Annotated in this window: 13 protein-coding genes and 5 tRNA genes; 9 read left to right on the forward strand and 9 right to left on the reverse strand. The window is 69.2% G+C overall.

Going from position 1 to position 18101, the window contains the following annotated elements; genetic code table 11:
- Positions 1 to 188: 188 nt before the first annotated feature.
- The gene (locus ACFY5B_RS03080) at positions 189 to 1034 is read left to right on the forward strand and encodes a hypothetical protein (RefSeq protein ID WP_389963605.1); all 846 of its coding nucleotides are present in this window, start codon (positions 189 to 191) and stop codon (positions 1032 to 1034) included.
- Positions 1035 to 1633: 599 nt separating this feature from the next.
- The gene (gene bldC, locus ACFY5B_RS03085; protein ID WP_003949541.1) at positions 1634 to 1840 is read left to right on the forward strand and encodes a developmental transcriptional regulator BldC; all 207 of its coding nucleotides are present in this window, start codon (positions 1634 to 1636) and stop codon (positions 1838 to 1840) included.
- A 462-nt stretch (positions 1841 to 2302) separates the two neighbouring features.
- Here the strand turns inward: bldC and ACFY5B_RS03090 are convergent, their stop codons facing one another.
- The 3 genes from ACFY5B_RS03090 to hrpA all read right to left on the reverse strand — a co-directional run bounded on the left by ACFY5B_RS03090 (position 2303) and on the right by hrpA (position 6896).
- The gene (locus tag ACFY5B_RS03090; RefSeq protein ID WP_389963608.1) at positions 2303 to 2494 is read right to left on the reverse strand and encodes a DUF6274 family protein; all 192 of its coding nucleotides are present in this window, start codon (positions 2492 to 2494) and stop codon (positions 2303 to 2305) included.
- 288 nt (positions 2495 to 2782) lie between these two features.
- A tRNA-Asp gene (locus tag ACFY5B_RS03095) sits at positions 2783 to 2857 on the reverse strand.
- Positions 2858 to 2951: 94 nt separating this feature from the next.
- Positions 2952 to 6896 (reverse strand): ATP-dependent RNA helicase HrpA, encoded by a 3945-nt coding sequence (gene hrpA, locus ACFY5B_RS03100; RefSeq protein ID WP_389963611.1) that lies wholly within the window; start codon positions 6894 to 6896, stop codon positions 2952 to 2954.
- A gap of 170 nt (positions 6897 to 7066) precedes the next feature.
- On the opposite strand from hrpA, the gene ACFY5B_RS03105 reads away from it, so the two are divergent.
- Positions 7067 to 8239 (forward strand): RNA-guided endonuclease InsQ/TnpB family protein, encoded by a 1173-nt coding sequence (locus ACFY5B_RS03105; RefSeq protein ID WP_389963614.1) that lies wholly within the window; start codon positions 7067 to 7069, stop codon positions 8237 to 8239.
- A gap of 151 nt (positions 8240 to 8390) precedes the next feature.
- On the opposite strand, the gene ACFY5B_RS03110 is transcribed toward ACFY5B_RS03105, so the two are convergent.
- The 4 genes from ACFY5B_RS03110 to ACFY5B_RS03125 form a co-directional block, all read right to left on the reverse strand.
- Positions 8391 to 8464: transfer RNA gene (locus ACFY5B_RS03110), tRNA-Phe, on the reverse strand.
- Positions 8465 to 8488: 24 nt separating this feature from the next.
- Positions 8489 to 8563, reverse strand: a tRNA-Asp gene (locus tag ACFY5B_RS03115).
- A 35-nt stretch (positions 8564 to 8598) separates the two neighbouring features.
- A tRNA-Glu gene (locus tag ACFY5B_RS03120) sits at positions 8599 to 8671 on the reverse strand.
- A gap of 80 nt (positions 8672 to 8751) precedes the next feature.
- Positions 8752 to 10326 (reverse strand): metallophosphoesterase, encoded by a 1575-nt coding sequence (locus ACFY5B_RS03125; RefSeq protein WP_389963617.1) that lies wholly within the window; start codon positions 10324 to 10326, stop codon positions 8752 to 8754.
- Between the two features lie 83 nt (positions 10327 to 10409).
- Here ACFY5B_RS03125 and ACFY5B_RS03130 point away from each other — a divergent pair, with 83 nt between their 5' ends.
- The 4 genes from ACFY5B_RS03130 to ACFY5B_RS03145 all read left to right on the forward strand — a co-directional run bounded on the left by ACFY5B_RS03130 (position 10410) and on the right by ACFY5B_RS03145 (position 14216).
- On the forward strand, positions 10410 to 10760 hold the full coding sequence (locus ACFY5B_RS03130) for a metallopeptidase family protein (RefSeq protein ID WP_031137833.1): 351 nt from the start codon (positions 10410 to 10412) through the stop codon (positions 10758 to 10760).
- Positions 10761 to 10847: 87 nt separating this feature from the next.
- Complete coding sequence (locus ACFY5B_RS03135; RefSeq protein WP_389963620.1) at positions 10848 to 11381, forward strand: hypothetical protein; 534 nt, start codon at positions 10848 to 10850, stop codon at positions 11379 to 11381.
- A gap of 377 nt (positions 11382 to 11758) precedes the next feature.
- Complete coding sequence (locus ACFY5B_RS03140) at positions 11759 to 13906, forward strand: DEAD/DEAH box helicase (RefSeq protein ID WP_389963623.1); 2148 nt, start codon at positions 11759 to 11761, stop codon at positions 13904 to 13906.
- Between the two features lie 237 nt (positions 13907 to 14143).
- Positions 14144 to 14216 (forward strand) — tRNA-Lys (locus ACFY5B_RS03145).
- Between the two features lie 60 nt (positions 14217 to 14276).
- On the opposite strand, the gene ACFY5B_RS03150 is transcribed toward ACFY5B_RS03145, so the two are convergent.
- Positions 14277 to 15137 (reverse strand): RNA polymerase sigma factor SigF, encoded by an 861-nt coding sequence (locus ACFY5B_RS03150; RefSeq protein WP_389963626.1) that lies wholly within the window; start codon positions 15135 to 15137, stop codon positions 14277 to 14279.
- 328 nt (positions 15138 to 15465) lie between these two features.
- Positions 15466 to 15960 carry a MarR family transcriptional regulator gene (locus ACFY5B_RS03155; RefSeq protein WP_389963629.1) on the reverse strand — a complete coding sequence of 165 codons (495 nt, stop codon included), beginning with the start codon at positions 15958 to 15960 and terminating at the stop codon, positions 15466 to 15468.
- A 196-nt stretch (positions 15961 to 16156) separates the two neighbouring features.
- Between ACFY5B_RS03155 and ACFY5B_RS03160 the strand changes: the two genes are divergently transcribed.
- A complete protein-coding gene (locus ACFY5B_RS03160; protein ID WP_389963632.1) occupies positions 16157 to 17329 on the forward strand; it encodes a PP2C family protein-serine/threonine phosphatase in 1173 nt (390 codons plus the stop codon).
- A gap of 145 nt (positions 17330 to 17474) precedes the next feature.
- On the forward strand, positions 17475 to 18101 hold a 627-nt coding region (locus ACFY5B_RS03165), incomplete at its 3' end, for an RsbRD N-terminal domain-containing protein (protein ID WP_389963635.1).

The raw sequence follows: 18101 nt of genomic DNA on the forward strand, positions 1-18101 counted from the left end.
ACCAGCCCTCGTGCGGGTGGCGGGGACTGTTGAGCATGAGATTAGAGCCTGGCGGGCCCGCCGACCGCACAGTGCACAGGAAGACCTCCGACCGGAGTACACCCGTGCGACGATTTGCATAGATTTCCCGCGCGATCGTGAGCGGGTTCCGCAGGTTTTCGCGGCGGTGCGCGGGGGAGGGAGCAGGCGTGCCCAAGGTGACCTCGGTGATCGTCCCCTACGCGACCTACCTGCGCGTGTACGAACCGCTGGCCGCCTTCCCCGAGCCGGAGCGCAGCCAGTGGGCCCGCTACGCCCGCCGTCCCGACCGTCCCACGTACCAGGACGAACTCCGCCGTGCCCTGGCCGACTTGGCGCCCGTCCCACCGGTCCCGGTGCCGGTGCACGAGAGCGAGGACGCCTTCGTGCTGGAGGTCGACGGCGTCGTCTGCGTCTGCCCCTGGCGCACCCGGCTGCGCGGCTGGCTGGCCCTGGACGAGCTCAGCGAGGAGCTGCCCCCGCCGGTGATGGACGCGGTCCTGCCGCCCGTCCTGCGACGCCAGGCCTCCCAGGACTACGAGCGCTGGCTGGCGATCAACCCGGACGCGCGGCCGTGGATCCGTACGGCCACCTGGCAGGTGCCGATCAACTGGTTCGTCCTGGTCTCCGACGAGGAGCGCGAGTACGACAGCGGCGCCTCGGCCGGCGGCCCGCCGGTGCTGCGCTACCGCACCCCCATGGTCCAGGCCCGCCGGCGTGTGGCCCGGGGCCTGCGCGCCCTGAAGGAGGCCATGGACGAGGGGCCGCTGATCGACGGCCTGATGGACGTCGGGCGCTGGCTCGAGGAGTTCCACCCGCGCTCCCTCGTGGAGCTGGACTACGGCGGCCTGGTGCACGCGCTGCCGGCGGGGACGCTGGAAGACGATCATTCGGCCGCGGACGTGGCCGAGGGCATCGCCGCCCTGCGCAGGGGCGACGGGGAGACCGCGGGGAAGGCGTACGCCCGGCTCGTGGAGCGCTGGCGCTCGGTGCGGGATCTGCGGTCGGCCAACTGACCCCTGACCTTGATGTCCGTACACACCGCTCGCATTCGGTCACGAACTGACGTTTGACGAACCGCCCGATTTGGGGTTTCGTCCTCGCACCGAGTTCCTGAAGCGGGCCGTGCGTCTCCTGAGGCTTCGTCAACAAGGGACGTAGGACCCGATCCGGGCAGACCTCTCAAGTAGGCCAAGCGTGACGGACTACACGTACGAGGCTCTTGCGTCCCTTGCCCCTCCTCATGCCAAAATAGGACAAGGAGTCCGGGGAGGGCTCCTTCCGTCCCATGGTGCTGCACTATGGGCGGAATCTCAGCATTGCACGCTTTGGGGGGTCTGGTGACTTCCTGATCACCCTGTGACTGATCGTCACAGCGGTGTGACTGTCCGCTATGGCATGGTCCATCGGCTTCCGTCGCTGATGAACACCTGGAGGGGCAATTCCATCGGTTTGGCCGACGCGGCTGGACAGATGGTGTAGTTGTAGTGCCGAGGACAAGCCGTTCGTCCTATAACCGACTCGACTCGCGTCCGCCATTTCGGGCAACGCGGGTCAAGGTGCAGAATTTAGAGGAAAGAACCGAGAAGGTTCGGTTCTCCCGAGGAGGCCGCTCATGACCGCTCGCACCCCTGATGCCGAGCCGCTGCTGACCCCGGCTGAGGTCGCCACCATGTTCCGTGTGGACCCGAAGACGGTCACGCGGTGGGCGAAGGCCGGCAAGCTCACGTCGATCCGCACGCTCGGCGGGCATCGGCGCTACCGCGAGGCCGAGGTCCGCGCTCTGCTCGCGGGTATCCCGCAGCAGCGCAGCGAGGCCTGAACAACTGAATAACCGGGCAAAACCGGCTGGTCCCCCACTGGTCGCGGCGCCCGGAACCGCTGCTCCAAGCGACGCGGGTCCTGCCCCAACAGGCCCCACGCCCACGCCAGTCAGAGCTTCTCAGGCATGCAACAGGGTGCGTCGTCGATCGCGCTGGACTCCGCCGGGTCCAGCGCGATCTTTTTTGTGCGCCCACGACGGTTCTGCCGATCCGGCTGTGAGCGGCCTTGTAGGAGCCTGGGGAGGGGTGTCGGATCCCCTGTGCGTGGCACCCCGGGCAGGGTGCAATTGCACATATTAAATTGACCCTTTGTAGGCGGGGTGTAAGTAACCCACTTTCCAAAACTCATGCGGTGACACCCGTCACATACCAAGCGGCTTGTTAGCTCCGCCTCGGGTGCGGTAGAGGAGCCTCCCTCTCCAGCAGCCCGCGTGCGTACGGGTGTTGGGACCGCTCGTGGGTCACGCCGGCGCCGGGCTCTCGTCCTCCCGGGCCGGGGCCGCGGTCCGAGCGGTACGCGGCGCGGACTCCATCGCCAGCCGCAGCAGCCGGTGGCAGATCGGGCAGTGCCGTGTGAGGTGCCGGTACGACGACGCGGCCGACAGGTGCGCGCGGAGCAGTGCCCGCGTCTCGTGCCTGGCCGCTGCCGCCATACGCCACCTCCAGGAGGCCGTACGGGGAACGGCCCTGGTTCTGGGGTACCGAGGGAATGAGGGGGCGTCAAGACGGCGTGCGGGGCCCCGGGAGCCTCCACGGAGGTCAGGGCACACGAGAGAGGCCGGTTCTCGAAGGCGCGGGCGTCATGCGGGGCCGGCCGGAAGGCCTGGGCGCAACGCGGGGCTCACGCGGCTCGAAGGTCTGGGCGCGATGCGAGGGCTCAGGCGTCCCGAAGGCCCGGCGCAACGAAAAGAGCCGGATCCGAAGATCCGGCTCTCTCACTGCGGTCCTGACGGGATTTGAACCCGCGGCCTCCACCTTGACAGGGTGGCGAGCACTCCAAACTGCTCCACAGGACCAGGTTTCGCGGCGCCATTCGTGCGTTGCGCTGCGAGAAGAGACTGTACAGGAGGGTGAGCCCCGGGGTCGAACTCACCCTGCGTGCCGGTCCCGTCACGGCACCGCCGCGTCGATCGCCTTCACGATCCGCTTGTCGGAGACGGGGTACGCCGTGCCCAGCGCGTGGGCGAAATAGCTGACCCGGAGCTCCTCGATCATCCAGCGGATGTCCAGAACCGACGACGGGACCGGCCGGCCCTGCGGCAACTGCTCCAGCAGCCAGGCGTACTCGTCCCGCATCTCGTGGACCTTCTGCATCCGCGTGGTGTCCCGCTGGACGTTCGTCGGCATCTGCTGCAGACGCCGGTCGGCCGCCACCAGATAGCGCATCAGGTCCGGCATGCGCCGCAGCCCCGCCTCCGTCACGAAGCCCGGCCTCACAAGGGCGTCCAGCTGCCCCCGTACGTCCTGGAGGTTCGCCAGCAGCGCCGGGCTGCGTACGGCCTTCAGGCGCCGCTCACAGGCCTGCCAGGCCGCCAGGACCTGCTGTACCTGGTCCACCGTACGGACGGTCGTGTCGACGATCTCGGCACGCACCTTCTCGTACAGCTTCCGGTACGACTCCTCGTCCCACGCCGGCCCGCCGAAGTCCCCGATCAGCTTGTCCGCGGCGGCCATCGCGCAGTCGTCGAACAGACCCTGGATCGAGCCGTGCGGATTCGCCGACAGAGCCAGCTTCTGGGCGTTCGTCAGGCGGTCGCTCGTGAATTTCGCGGGGTTCACCGGGATGTTGCGCAGGATCAGCCGGCGCGTGCCCTTCCACATCGCCTGCGCCTGCTCCGCCTCCGTGTCGAAGAGGCGCACGGAGACCGTGTCACCGTCGTCGACCAGCGCCGGATACGCCTTCACCGGCTGACCGGCCCGACGCGTCTCGAAGACCCGGGTGAGGGTGCCGATCGTCCAGTCCGTCAGGCCCGAACGTTCCAGAGACTCACCGCCGGAGCGTTCCGCGGTCGCCGCGGCCGCCTGGGAGAGCGCCTTGCGGGCCTTCGGGCGCAGCTTGAGCTTCAGCGCCTCCAGGTCCTTGTCCTCGGCCAGCTTGCGACGCCGCTCGTCGACGATCCGGAACGTCACCTTCAGATGGTCGGGGACCTTCGACAGATCGAAGTCGTCCGCCTCGAAGGGCACGCCCACCATGAGCCGCAACTCACGGGCCATGGTCGTGGCGAGGGGCTCCTGGAGGGGCACGGCCCGGTCCAGGAACGCCTTCGCGAAGTTCGGCGCGGGGACGTAGTTCCGCCGGATCGGCTTGGGCAGGGACCGGATCAGCTCCGTCACCAGCTCCTCGCGCAGCCCCGGGATCTGCCAGTCGAAGCCCTCGTCCGTGACCTGGTTGAGGACCTGCAGCGGGATGTGGACGGTCACGCCGTCGGCGTCCGCGCCCGGCTCGAACTGGTACGTCACCCGGAACTTCAGATCACCCTGGCGCCACGAGTCGGGGTAGTCGGCCTTGGTGACCTCGCCCGCCTTCTCGTTGATGAGCATCTCGCGCTCGAAATCGAGGAAATCGGGCTGCTCGTGCCGCTTGCGCTTCCACCACGAGTCGAAGTGGGCACCGGAGACGACGTGTTCGGGAATCCGCTGGTCGTAGAAGTCGAACAGGGTCTCGTCGTCGACCAGGATGTCCCGGCGCCGGGCCCGGTGCTCCAGCTCCTCGACCTCCGTCAGGAGCCGGCGGTTGTCCGAGAAGAACTTGTGGTGCGTGCGCCAGTCCCCCTCCACCAGTGCGTTCCGGATGAACAGCTCACGGCTGACCTCCGGGTCGATCCGCCCGTAGTTGACCTTCCGCTGCGCCACGATCGGCACGCCGTACAGCGTGACCTTCTCGTACGCCATCACCGCGGCCTGGTCCTTCTCCCAATGCGGCTCGCTGTAGGTGCGCTTGACGAGGTGCGCGGCGAGGGGCTCGACCCACTCGGGCTCGATCTTCGCGTTGACGCGGGCCCACAGGCGGGACGTCTCGACGAGCTCGGCGGACATCACGAAACGCGGGGGCTTCTTGAACAGGGCCGATCCGGGGAAAACCGCGAACTTGGCGTTCCGGGCGCCCAGGTACTCGTTCTTCGCCCCGTCCTTCACGTCCTTCATGCCGATGTGCGACAGAAGACCGGCCAGCAGGGAGAGATGGACGCGGTCGGCCGGGGCGTCGTCCTCGTTGAGATGGATGCCCATCTGCTTCGCCACCGTGCGCAACTGCGTGTAGATGTCCTGCCATTCACGAATGCGAAGGAAGTTGAGGTACTCCTGCTTGCACATCCGGCGGAAGGAGGACGACCCGCGCTCCTTCTGCTGCTCACGGAGATAACGCCACAGATTGAGGTAGGCCAGGAAGTCGCTGGTCTCGTCCTTGAAGCGGGCGTGCTGCTGATCGGCCTGCGCCTGCTTGTCGGCGGGGCGCTCACGCGGGTCCTGGATGGACAGCGCGGCGGCTATCACCATGACCTCGCGCACACAGCCGTTCCTGTCCGCCTCCAGGACCATCCGGGCCAACCGCGGGTCGACGGGCAGCTGCGCCAGCTTGCGGCCGGTGTCCGTGAGCCGCTTGCGCGGGTCCTTCTGCACCGGGTCCAGGGCGTTCAGTTCCTGGAGCAACTGGACACCGTCGCGGATGTTGCGGTGGTCCGGCGGGTCGATGAAGGGGAACTTCTCGATGTCACCGAGGCCGGCCGCGGTCATCTGCAGGATGACGGAGGCGAGGTTCGTCCGGAGGATCTCCGCGTCCGTGAACTCCGGCCGGGCGTTGAAATCGTCCTCGCTGTACAGCCGGATGCAGATGCCGTCGGACGTACGCCCACAGCGGCCCTTGCGCTGGTTGGCACTCGCCTGCGAGACCGGCTCGATGGGCAGCCGCTGGACCTTGGTGCGATGGCTGTAACGCGAGATCCGCGCGAAACCGGGGTCGATCACGTACTTGATGCCCGGGACGGTCAGCGAGGTCTCGGCCACATTCGTGGCCAGAACGATCCTGCGGCCGGTGTGCTGCTGGAAGACGCGGTGCTGCTCCGCATGGGAGAGCCGGGCGTAGAGCGGCAGAATCTCCGTGAACCGGTAGTTCTTCTTGGTGAGGGCGTCGGCCGTGTCCCGGATCTCCCGCTCACCGGAGAGGAAGACGAGGATGTCGCCCTTCCCCTCCTTCTGGAGCTCCTCCACGGCATCGGTGATCGCGGTGATCTGATCGCGGTCGGCGTCGTCGCCGTCCTCCTCCAGCAACGGCCGGTAACGGACCTCCACCGGGTACGTACGGCCGCTGACCTCGATGATCGGGGCATCACCGAAATGCCGCGAGAAGCGCTCGGGGTCGATCGTGGCCGAGGTGATCACGACCTTGAGATCAGGGCGCTTCGGCAGCAGCTGGGCGAGGTAGCCCAGCAGGAAATCGATGTTGAGGGACCGCTCGTGCGCCTCGTCGATGATGATCGTGTCGTAGGCACGCAGCTCACGGTCGGTCTGGATCTCGGCCAGCAGGATGCCGTCCGTCATCAGCTTGACGAAGGTGGCGTCCGGATCGACCTGGTCGGTGAAACGCACCTTCCAGCCCACCGCTTGGCCGAGCGGAGTGTCCAGCTCCTCCGCGACACGCTCGGCGACCGTCCGGGCCGCGATCCTGCGCGGCTGCGTGTGCCCGATCATGCCCCGCACACCGCGCCCCAGCTCGAGACAGATCTTGGGGATCTGCGTCGTCTTTCCGGAACCGGTCTCACCGGCGACGATCACCACTTGGTGATCGCGAATCGCCTCGGCGATCGCGTCCTTCTTCTGGCTGACCGGCAACTGCTCGGGGTACGTGACCTCGGGCACAAGGGCACGCCGGCCGGCCATCCGCTCCTCGGCCCTGTCGACCTCCGCCTCGATCTCGGCGAGCACAGCGGCCCGCGCCTCCGGCTTACGGATCTTGCGCGCACCTTCGAGCCTGCGCCCGAGCCGGTGCGCATCGCGCAGGGACAGCTCGGTCAGGCGGGGGGCGAGGGCGCCGAGGGCGGGGGCAGGGTGCGTAGACATACGGGATCCAGGATCTCATCCCCTGCAAAACAGAGGCGAACGGATTTCGACCAGCCCGACGACCAGCCCACGCAGACGATCTTCGATCGAATGACCGGGCAGTCATTCGATCGAGTGGCCGGAGATCGATCACCTGACCGCAACCCCGACCCCACCCTAGATTCCAGGACGTGAAGCTGGTCATCCGCGTCAAACTACTCCCGACCCCCCAACAGGCGTCGGCACTACAGGCAACCCTCCACGCCTGCAACGCGGCAGCCAACCACGTCTCCCACACCGCCTTCACCACCGGAATCAAACGCAACCGCGAACTACGCGCCCTGACCTACACCGAGCTCAAAACCCGCTGGTCCCTCGGTGCCCAGGCCGCCCAGCACGTCATCAAGAAGACCAACGACGCCTACACCGCCCTCGCCGGCAACCTCAAAGCCGGAAACCTCGGCAAACCCGGATCCCGACGCCTCCGCAGAGCCACCGAAAAACCCATCGCCTTCCGACCCCAAGGCGCCCAGCCCTACGACGACCGCATGCTGTCCTGGCAGATGGAACAACGAACCGTCTCCATCTGGACCGTGGCAGGACGCGTGAAGCGCCTCGCCTTCACCGGAGAGGAAACACAACTCCTTCTCCTCGCCCGCCACCGACAAGGCGAATCCGACCTGACCAGCCACAACGGACACTGGTACCTCCTGGCCACGGTCGACATCCCGGAAAGCCCCACCACCCCGGACCCCCGGGGGTTCATCGGCGTCGACCTCGGCATCACCAACATCGCCACCACCTCGACCGGCCACCGGCACAGCGGCCGACGCCTCAACCGCAGCAGACAGAACGACCGCCGCAACCGAGACAACCTCGCAAGAAAACAGACCCGCTCCGCCAAACGGCGAGCCAAACGCCGCGCCGGAAGAGAAGCCCGGCGCACCCGCGACATCAATCACAAGATCAGCAAACACATCGTGACGGAGGCCCAACGCACCGGTCGCGGCATCGCCCTGGAAGACCTGGGCGGCATCCGCGAACGGGCACGGCTGAAGAAGCCCCAACGCGTCACGATCCACTCCTGGGCCTTCGCCCAGCTCGGCGCCTTCATCGCATACAAAGCGCGCCGGGCCGGAGTGCCGGTGGTACACGTCCATCCGGCCTACACCAGCCAGGAGTGCTCCCGCTGCCATCACATCGACAAGAGGAACCGGCCGACACAGGCCGTGTTCTCATGCAGGAACTGCGGCTTCGTTGAGCACGCGGACCTGAATGCGTCCCATGCCATCGCCGGTCGAGGCTGGTGGACCTGGGTCTGCGGGGCCGAGTCACAGGTCCCTGCCCTCACGCTGATCGCGTAGGGGCTGGATGCGCCGCTTCCGCCGAAGCCATCGGCGGGGCGAGCTGCGAGCCGGGGTACTTCTTCGGTAGCGGACGCGGACGCTCGTACTGCGGGATCGCTAACACAAGGCATACAACAAGGCCCCGATCCGAAGATCGGGGCCTTAGCTGTGGCTGGGGCCGGGGTCGAACCGGCGACCTATCGCTTTTCAGGCGATCGCTCGTACCAACTGAGCTACCCAGCCACGAGGTTTCACGTGAAACCTCAGCGGTCCTGACGGGATTTGAACCCGCGGCCTCCACCTTGACAGGGTGGCGAGCACTCCAAACTGCTCCACAGGACCAAGCTTTGTACGACAGTGTCGCACAGGGTGGTGCGTGCCCCCAACGGGATTCGAACCCGTGCTACCGCCTTGAAAGGGCGGCGTCCTAGGCCGCTAGACGATGAGGGCTATCGGCCCGCCTGCGCGCTTCTCAGCGCGTCGGGGACGTGAGAAGCATATGGGATGGCGGGAGCTATCGCCAAAACGGTTTAGGGCGAGGCCGACGGGGCGGCCCCCGAGGGGGTGCCGGGGGAGGGGGTCGCGCCGGGCTGGTTCTCCTCCGGGAGGTGGCGGCTGACCTCCGCCGTCGTGAGGCCGAGGCCGCCCAGTTCGATCTCGTCCCAGGCCTGGAGATGGCGGGTGTCCCGGTCGAAGTACAGGATCGACGCCTCGATGGGGTCGGGGTGCTTGCCTTCGATGGCGCGCAGCCCGCTGCCGCCCGTGGAGCCCTCGATGCGCAGCCGGGTGCCGTAGGGCAGCATCTCCATCTCGTCGTGGTGCAGGTGGCCCGCCAGGGCCAGGGGGACCTCGCCGTCGACCTCACGGGCGGCGGAGGGTTCGTGGGCGATGGCGACGTCCACCGGCGTGCCGGCGGTGCTCTGATCGCGGAGGGCGGTGGCGAGGCGGGCACCGGCCAGTTCCTGGGACTGCCGGGCGCCGGTCTGCCGCGAGCGGTCGGGGGTGAACTGTGGGTCACCGATGCCGGCGAAGCGCAGACCCTTGATCGTCTGTGCCTTGCCGTTGTCCAGGACGTGGACGTTCTTCAGGTCCTGCATGTATCGCTGGGTGATCATCGAGTCGTGGTTGCCGCGGACCCAGACGTAGGGGGCTCCGAGATCTTCGATGGGGTCCAGGAAGCCGTTCTCGGCGGCGGTGCCGTGGTCCATCGTGTCGCCGGAGTCGACGATCACGTCGACCTTGTACTGCTCCACGAGCGAGGCGATGATCTTCCAGCTCGCCGGGTTGAGGTGGATGTCGGAGACGTGCAGGACCCGGATCGTGGAGGGGTCGGGCGCGTAGGCCGGCAGCGTCGAGGTGGCGTCGTAGAGCTTGGTCACGTTGGTGACGAGGCGGGCCAATTCCTTCTGGTAGACGTCGAATTCCGTGACGATGCTGCGCGCGTTGCCGACCAGGGAGGGGGCCGAGGTGAGCAGGCCGGAGAACTTGGGTTCCAGTACGGAGTCGGGGCGCCAGGTGGCGTAGGCCGTGCCGCCCGAGGCGGCGAGAAGGGTGAGGGCGAGGCCGCCGGCGGCGAGGGCGCGGCGGGGCCGGCGGTAGACGGCGAGGCCGAGGGTGGTGGCTCCGGCGACGACGGCGACGCCGGAGCGCAGGGCCAGGTCGAGGGTGCCGCGGCCGACGTCCGCGGTGACTTCGTCCTGGAGGCCTGAGAGGCGTTCGGGGTGGTCGACGAGGGCTTGGGAGCGGTCGGGGTCGAGCTGGTCGACGTTCACGTCCAGGCGGACGGGGGCGATGTGGCTGTCCAGTTGGAGGGCGCCGAGGGGCGAGATGTTGATCCTGGTGCCGCCGGTGAAGGACGGGCGCAGTGTCATGGTGGTGTCCATGGGGCCGACCGGAACCCGGACGTTGCCCACGACCAGCAGGCCCAGCCAGGCGCCGAGCAGCACGACGGCCACGAGTCCCACCGCGCGGGTCCACGGGTGGGGCTGCGTCACGAGTTCGATCGTGGCGGGTGTCTGGCGGGAGCGGTAGCGGCGGGTGAGGGCGTGCGGGGCCTTGCGGAAGGGGTTCAGGACACTCAGGACTGCGGCGGGGACGCGGGCCATTGATCCCGTATGCCCAAGTCCGCGGCCGGATATGCGGCGCCGGGAGGCTCTCGTACGGCGGGGTCGTGGCTGACAATGGGCCTGTGCTGGAGATGACGCGCGAGGAGTTCGAGGAGCTGGTCGCCGAGGCGCTCGACCGGATCCCGCCGGAGTTGACGCGACTGATGGACAACGTCGCGGTGTTCGTCGAGGACGAGCCGCCGGCGGACGATCCCGAGTTGCTCGGGCTGTACGAGGGGACTCCGCTGACCGACCGGGGTGAGTGGTACGCCGGTGTGCTGCCGGACCGGATCACGGTGTACCGGAATCCGACGCTGCGGATGTGTGAGTCGCGGGAGGACGTCGTCGCGGAGACGGAGATCACCGTGGTGCACGAGATCGCGCACCACTTCGGCATCGACGACGAGCGTCTTCACGCCCTGGGGTACGGCTGACCGGGTTGTGAATACGGGGCGCGTGTCCTCTTGTGGGCGGCGGGAGTTGGAGGTGTTGACTCCATCACCCGTTCCGGAGGTGGCCCTGTGCGCCCCTTGTACGTACCCGTCCGACTGGCCGTCACGGCCGTGGCGGTTGCCGCTGCCGCCGGCTGCATGAGTGTCGGTGACGACGACGCGGGCGGGAGCGTCAAGCCGTCGCACTCCGCCGGGCAGCGGGGTGGTGAGGCGCCTGAGGGCGGTTCGGCGGTGTCGGGTGGTGGCGCCGGTTCGGGCGCGGTCGGGGCCGACGGTGAGCGGGGGCGTGGCAAGGGCGGGAAGGACAAGAAGGGCAAGGGCGGCGGGGCGGGGAAGTCGGCCGCGCCCGAGGTGTCGCCGAGTGCTGAGGTGAGTCCGCCCGGGCCGGGGGGTGACAAGCCGGGGAAGCCGGCCCGGCCGACGCCGAAGCCGCCGGCGCCGCCGACGCCCACCCGGACCGTCGAGCCGGAGCCCACGCCGACGCCGCAGGAGCCGACGACGTCTCCCGAGCCGACGCCGGAGCCGTCGTCGTCGGCGCACGAGCCGCCGGGGCCGCAGCTCGAGCAGCGGGAGCCGGCGCCGGAGGCGGGGTCGCCCGCGTAGGGGGCGGGGATGCGCGGGGATGCCCTGGTGGCGCTGGATGCGTGGGTGGGGCGGGATGCGTGGGTGGGGCGGGAAGTTTTCCGTCCGGGGCGGGAACAATCACGGCTGGGGGGTGGTTGGAGAGCAGTGGATGCTGTCCGGCCGTCGGGCAGTGGTCCGCTGTCTCCTGCACAGTCCGGTTTGCCTTGTGGGGCCCGGAGTGCGTATGGTGGCAGATCGTTTGATCCCATCTTGCCCGGCGCCACTGCAGAGCGCGCCGTGTGGCGCGTACTCTCCCTTGCCGTGGTGGACCGCATTGAGGCGGTCGTATTGCGATTCGCGAATCACGGAGTTGACGGGCGCGTGCCGACTGAGACTCCGGAAGGTTTCGCATTCGCATGTCCATCGCCAGTACTGATCACGTCGTCGTGCCCGAGAACGAGGCAGCCGAGGACGCCCCCGAGGTCACCTTCGCGGACCTCGGTCTCCCCGAAGGCGTTGTGCGCAAGCTCGCGCAGAACGGCGTGACCACCCCCTTCCCGATCCAGGCCGCGACCATTCCGGACGCCCTGGCCGGCAAGGACATCCTCGGCCGTGGCCGCACCGGCTCCGGCAAGACCCTGTCGTTCGGTCTGCCGACCCTGGCGCGTCTCGCCGGCGGCCGCACCGAGAAGCACAAGCCGCGCGCGGTCATCCTCACCCCGACCCGTGAGCTCGCGATGCAGGTCGCGGACGCCCTCCAGCCCTACGGCGACGTCGTCGGCCTGAAGATGAAGGTCGTCTGCGGCGGTACGTCGATGGGCAACCAGATCTACGCCCTGGAGCGCGGCGTCGACGTCCTCGTCGCCACCCCGGGCCGACTGCGCGACATCATCAACCGTGGCGCCTGCTCCCTGGAGAACGTCGAGGTCGCCGTCCTCGACGAGGCCGACCAGATGTCCGACCTGGGCTTCCTGCCCGAGGTCACCGAGCTGCTCGACCAGGTCCCGGCCGGCGGCCAGCGCATGCTGTTCTCGGCCACGATGGAGAACGAGATCTCCACTCTGGTCAAGCGTTACCTGAGCAACCCGGTCACGCACGAGGTCGACAGCGCCCAGGGCAACGTCACGACCATGTCGCACCACATCCTGATCGTGAAGCCCAAGGACAAGGCGCCGGTCACCGCCGCGATCGCCTCCCGTAAGGGCCGCACGATCATCTTCGTCCGCACCCAGCTGGGCGCCGACCGTATCGCCGAGCAGCTGTGCGACGCCGGTGTGAAGGCCGACGCGCTGCACGGCGGTATGACGCAGGGCGCGCGCACCCGTGTGCTGGAGGACTTCAAGAAGGGTTACGTCAACGCGCTCGTCGCGACCGACGTCGCCGCGCGCGGTATCCACGTCGACGGTATCGACCTGGTGCTGAACGTGGACCCGGCGGGAGACCACAAGGACTATCTGCACCGCTCCGGCCGTACCGCTCGCGCGGGCCGCTCCGGCACGGTCGTGTCCCTGTCGCTGCCGCACCAGCGGCGTCAGATCTTCCGGCTGATGGAGGACGCGGGCGTCGACGCCTCGCGTCACATCATCCAGGGCGCCGGCGCCTTCGACCCGGAGGTCGCCGAGATCACCGGCGCCCGGTCGATGACCGAGGTGCAGGCCGAGTCCGTGGGCAACGCGGCGCAGCAGGCCGAGCGTGAGGTCGCCCAGCTCACCAAGGAGCTGGAGCGGGCGCAGCGGCGTGCGAACGAGCTGCGCGAGGAGTCCGACCGGCTGCTGGCGCGGGTCGCGCGTGAGCGGGGCGAGGAGCCCGCGGCCGTGGTGGCCGGGGAGGCCGGCGAGGTCGTGGCGGCCGCCGTGGAGGTGTCGGTGCCCGAGCAGCCGACCGCGAAGGACGTGGAGCGTGAGGAGCGCCCCGAGTCCCATGGTCGTGAGGAGCGCCCCGAGTCCTCCGCTCCGTACGAGCGCCGGGAGCGGCGTGACGATCGCGGTGGTTTCCGCCGGGACGACCGTGGTGAGCGCGGTGGTGACCGTGGTGGCCGTTCGTTCGAGCGTCGTGACGACCGTGGTGGCCGCTCCTTCGAGCGTCGTGACGACCGTGGTGGGTTCAACCGCGACCGTGACCGCGACCGTGGTGGTCGTTCGTTCGAGCGTCGTGACGACCGTGGTGGCCGTTCCTTCGACCGTGACCGTGACCGCGGTGGTTTCCGTCGTGACGACCGTGCCGACCGTGGTGACCGTGGCGAGCGCGGTGGTTTCCGCCGGGACGACCGTGGCGAGCGCGGTGGTGACCGTGGTGGCCGTTCGTTCGAGCGTCGTGACGACCGTGGTGGCCGTTCCTTCGACCGTGACCGTGACCGTGGCGGCTTCCGCCGTGACGAGCGCGGTGGGCACCGGGGCAGCGACCGTCCGTTCAACCGGGACCGCCGTGACGACCGCCCGGGTTTCCGCTCCGGCGGGCACGACCGTCCCGGCCACGACCGCCCGTACGGCCGTCGTGACGACCACCGCGGTGGTGGCTCGTTCCAGCGCCGCGAGGACAAGCCGCGCTGGAAGCGCAACGGCTGACATCGGCGCATAGCGGCTGACATCAGCGCATGAGGAGCGCCGTGGCTCCGTCCCGACGGGCGGGCCACGGCGCTTCGTCGTCCGGGTGGGGGCTCTTCGGAGGCCGTGCGGACACGCCCGAACCGGTCGTTCCGCGGCCCTCATCGGCCTTGTTCGTGACGTTGTCGCGGCCGGGACCGGGATACCCGATCGGAGACTCGGCGTCGTCCGGCTATGCTCGTGGGGGCAACATCGCCTGGGCCCTTAGCTCAATTGGCAGAGCAGTGGACTTTTAATCCATTGGTTGTGGGTTCGAGTCCCACAGGGCCTACAAGGAAGCCCCGGTTCGGATCGTCTCCGGACCGGGGCTCTTGTCGTTGCGGGGGCTGGGTCAGCCGGTGGTCAGCATTCCCGACCGCAGCCGTGCCACCGTGCGGGAGATCAGCCGGGAGACGTGCATCTGCGAGATGCCGAGCCGGGCGCCGATCTCCGCCTGGGTCAGCTCCTCCACGAAGCGCAGGTGGAGGATGAGGCGCTGGCGTTCGTCGAGTTCGGCGACCAGGGGGGCCAGGGCGTGGAAGTTTTCGACGAGTTCGAGGGCCGGGTCCTCCTCGCCGATGAACTCCGACAGTGTCGTCTCGCTCTCGTCCGGGTCGCCGGTGACCGTCGCGTCGAGGGAGGAGGACAGGTAGCCGTTGGCCGCGATCTGGGCCTCGACGACCTCCTCCTCCGACAGGTTCATCAGGGCGGCCAGTTCGGCCACCTTCGGGGCGCGGCCGAGGCGGGAGGCCAGTTCCTCGGTGGCCTTGGCGAGTTCGGTACGGGCCTCCTGCAGGCGGCGCGGCACATGGACGGCCCAGGACGTGTCACGGAAGAAGCGCTTGATCTCGCCGATGATGTACGGCACCGCGAAGCTGGTGAACTGCACCTCGCGGGAGACCTCGAACCGGTCGATGGCCTTGATCAGCCCGATGACGCCGACCTGGACGACGTCTTCCATCGACTGGCCGCTGGTGCGGAACCGGCGGGCGGCGAAGCGCACCAGCGACATGTTCATCTCAATGAGCGTGTTGCGGGCGTACTGGTACTCGGGCGTGCCCTCCTCGAGCACGGCGAGCCGTGCCAGGAACTGTCCGGTCAGCCCGCGCGCGTCCTGCGGGGCGAGCTTCTGGGGCTCGGCGATCTGCGGCAGCTCCTCACCGGTGTAGGTGGCGCAATCCGTCGTCGTGCCGATGCGCATGGTCGCCGTCACGGGCCCTCCCTGTCAGTCCGGCCCGCTCCGATCCCCCGACAGGCCACCTCCAGCGCCGCTACCCGCCCTCGCCTCGGTCATGCCCCGCATATGCCCCGGCGAGACGTTGACCACAGTCGGCGCAGGTCGAGGCGGTGGCGGGGTACCCGGACCTGTGCTGCGACGGTACGGGCAGGGAGGGTGGGCGGTGGGGTGCGCGAGAGAAGACCGAAGGGCTCGCAGAGCGGACAGTTGCCGTTTGACAACTATAGGTGGAGAGCAACAGCCTAGGCATGTCGAACGTGCGCGGGGAAGAGACCGGAAGGGACGACTCCGTGCGACGGCGCAATCAGGCAGTCCGGGTGCCGGACGAGCGGGAGTCTTCGGAGTCGTCGTGTATCTGGGCCGCGGCCGCGTCGCAGAACGCCTCCAGCCCCTGCAGCAGTGCGACCCGCTTCGCCGCGGGCATCTGGTCGAGCACCGCGCGCAGCGCCTCCTCCCGCCGCATGCGCAGGTCGGCCAGGAAGGCGCGGCCCCGGCCGCTGAGGTGCAGGCGGACCTCGCGCCGGTCGGCCGGACTCACCTCGCGTTCGACGAACCCGGCCGCCTGCAGCCGGTCGCACAGCCGGCTGGTCGAGGGCGGTGTGGAGGCGAGGGAGTCGGCGAGCGTGCGCAGGTTGATGCCCTCGTGGTGTTCGAGCATGAGCAGCACCCGCAGCTGGGACGCGGAGGCCGGCGCGGTCGAGGCCCGGCCCCACAGGACCTCCAGCAACTCCGCGGCCGTGGAGGTCACACGGGCGACCTCTGTCGGCTCAGGGCGGGGTCGGAGGGAAGTCACAGTCACACTCTCGCAGGCACCGGGATGGCCGCCAGCGTACTAGTGCCGCGGCAGACGGCTTCGGCCCCACGGGACGACCGGTGCCCGTCGCGGCATCAGGCGTGAGCTGAACCGCCCGGGACCCGCATCCCCGGCCCGTGGACAAGGACCGATTTTTCCGAGGACGCGTCGGCGTCCTACCGAGGAGGGTGAACAAACCCCCGTGAACACGATCACGAGCAGATTCGTCGCCGCCGAGCGCGCCCTGCGCACGGCGGCGCCCCATCAACTGCTGGACGCGGTCCGTCGTGTACTGACCGATCAGTACGCGGCGGACTCCGTCGAGCTTTTCCTGGCCGACTACGGACTGACGGTGCTTCAGCCCGTGTCCGTGCTGCCGCACACCCTCCAGCCGGTGTCCGTGCACAACAGCCCCGCGGGCCGGGCGTTCGGTGCGCAGGAGCCGTACGTGGAGACCCTTGCGGGCGACCTCGTCCGGGCGCATCTGCCGGTCACCGTGCGCGGCGACCGCCTCGGGGTGCTGACCGTGACCCTGCCGGACGCGGGGCACGCCGAGGGCTGCCTGGGCGAGCTGGCCGAGATCGCCCAAGTGCTCGGGCACGAGGTCGTCGTGGCCGAGCGGGACACCGACCTGTATCTCCAGGCGCGCCGCCGGGACCGGCTCACGCTGGCCGCCGAGATGCAGTGGCAGCTGCTGCCGGGCCGCTCCTGCGCACGCCCCGAGTACGAGCTGGGCGCCCAGCTGGAGCCGGCGTACGCGATCTTCGGCGACAACTTCGACTGGTCCGCCTCCGCCGACCGGCTCAGTCTCTACGTCACCAACGGCATGGGCGAGGGCATAGAGGCCTCGCTGCTGACGAACCTGGCGATCAACGCCCTGCGCAACGCGCGCCGGGCCGGGCTGTCCATCGACGACCAGGCGGCCCTGGCCGACCAGGCGGTGTACGCGCACTACCGGGGCCGCTGCTACCTGTCGGTGCTGATGCTGGACTTCGACCTGGCCACCGGCCGGGTCCGGGCGGTGGACGCCGGGTCGCCGCAGATGCTGCGACTGCGCCGGGGCGGGGTGGAGCGGGTGCCCTTCGACGCCCAGCTGCCGCTCGGCATGTTCGAGGAGACCGACTACGTGATCCAGGAGTTCCGGGTGGAGCCGGGCGACCGGCTGGTCTTCCTCAGTGACGGGGTCTACGACGTCGCCTCCCCGGGCGGCGAGACCTACGGGGACGCCGCCCTGGCCCGGGCGATCCAGGCCACCCGGCTGCTGCCGGCCGCCGAGGTGCCCCGGGCCATCCTGCGCGAACTGACGGGCCACCGCGGCGCGTCGACCCCGGACGACGACGCCCTCGTGGTGTGTCTGGACTGGCGTGGGCGGTAAGCGGCGGGGCAAGCGCAGGTCGGGGGCGACAGTGGGCAATTGTTTGGTGGTGCCGCACGTCGGCACTAATGTTTGTCATACGGCAAGTAATGGCTGAGGCGCCGTCGCGCGACTTCGGCCCGGTCCGTGCAAGGGAGCGATACAAGTGTCGGTGTCGGAAGAGAACGCGGAGCAGGAGCCGGCCGCGTACCAGGTGAGCGCCTTCCTGGAACGGCGCCGGGAGCAGATCGCCCAACGGTGGGCGGACGCCGCGCTGTTCCGCACGGTCTTCACCGTGTCCCGGGACGAGGCGGTGGAGGCGGGCCGGGCCGTGGCCGCGGCGCTGGCGGCCGTGGCGGCGTCCGGGCGGCTGGACGACATCCGCGCGTCCGGCTTCGCTTCCGTGCGCGACCAGTTGGGGCGGATGGCCGCCTCCCGCGCCCGGACGGGCATCGACCCGGACGGGGTCGCCGACGAGGTCGCCGCGCTGCGCGAGCCGGTGACCGAGCTGCTGCGCGCCGAGTTCCCGGAGCCGTACGCACCCGAGGCCCAGGAGGCCGTGGTGGGGCTGACGGTGCTCATGGGCACGCTGCGCCTGGTCGTGATGGAGACGACGGTCAGTGCGGGCGAGGAGCTGATCGCCCGGCAGCGCGAGCAGCTGCACGAGGTGGCCACCCCGGTGATCAAGCTGTGGGAGAGCACGGTCGCCGTTCCGCTGATCGGCACACTCGACAGCGCGCGCAGCCAGGTGGTCATGGAGAGCCTGCTGGACGCGATCGTGGCCGAGCGCGCC

Origin of the sequence: Streptomyces sp. NPDC013187 (assembly GCF_042899705.1) — a bacterium.
Lineage (GTDB): Bacteria > Actinomycetota > Actinomycetes > Streptomycetales > Streptomycetaceae > Streptomyces > Streptomyces hawaiiensis_A.

Coding starts and splice junctions, on each gene's coding strand:
- bldC (WP_003949541.1), top strand. CDS start 1,634: ATGACCGCTCGCACCCCTGATGCCGAGCCGCTGCTGACCCCGGCTGAG.
- ACFY5B_RS03090 (WP_389963608.1), bottom strand. CDS start 2,494: ATGGCGGCAGCGGCCAGGCACGAGACGCGGGCACTGCTCCGCGCGCAC.
- hrpA (WP_389963611.1), bottom strand. CDS start 6,896: ATGTCTACGCACCCTGCCCCCGCCCTCGGCGCCCTCGCCCCCCGCCTG.
- ACFY5B_RS03125 (WP_389963617.1), bottom strand. CDS start 10,326: ATGGCCCGCGTCCCCGCCGCAGTCCTGAGTGTCCTGAACCCCTTCCGC.
- ACFY5B_RS03140 (WP_389963623.1), top strand. CDS start 11,759: ATGTCCATCGCCAGTACTGATCACGTCGTCGTGCCCGAGAACGAGGCA.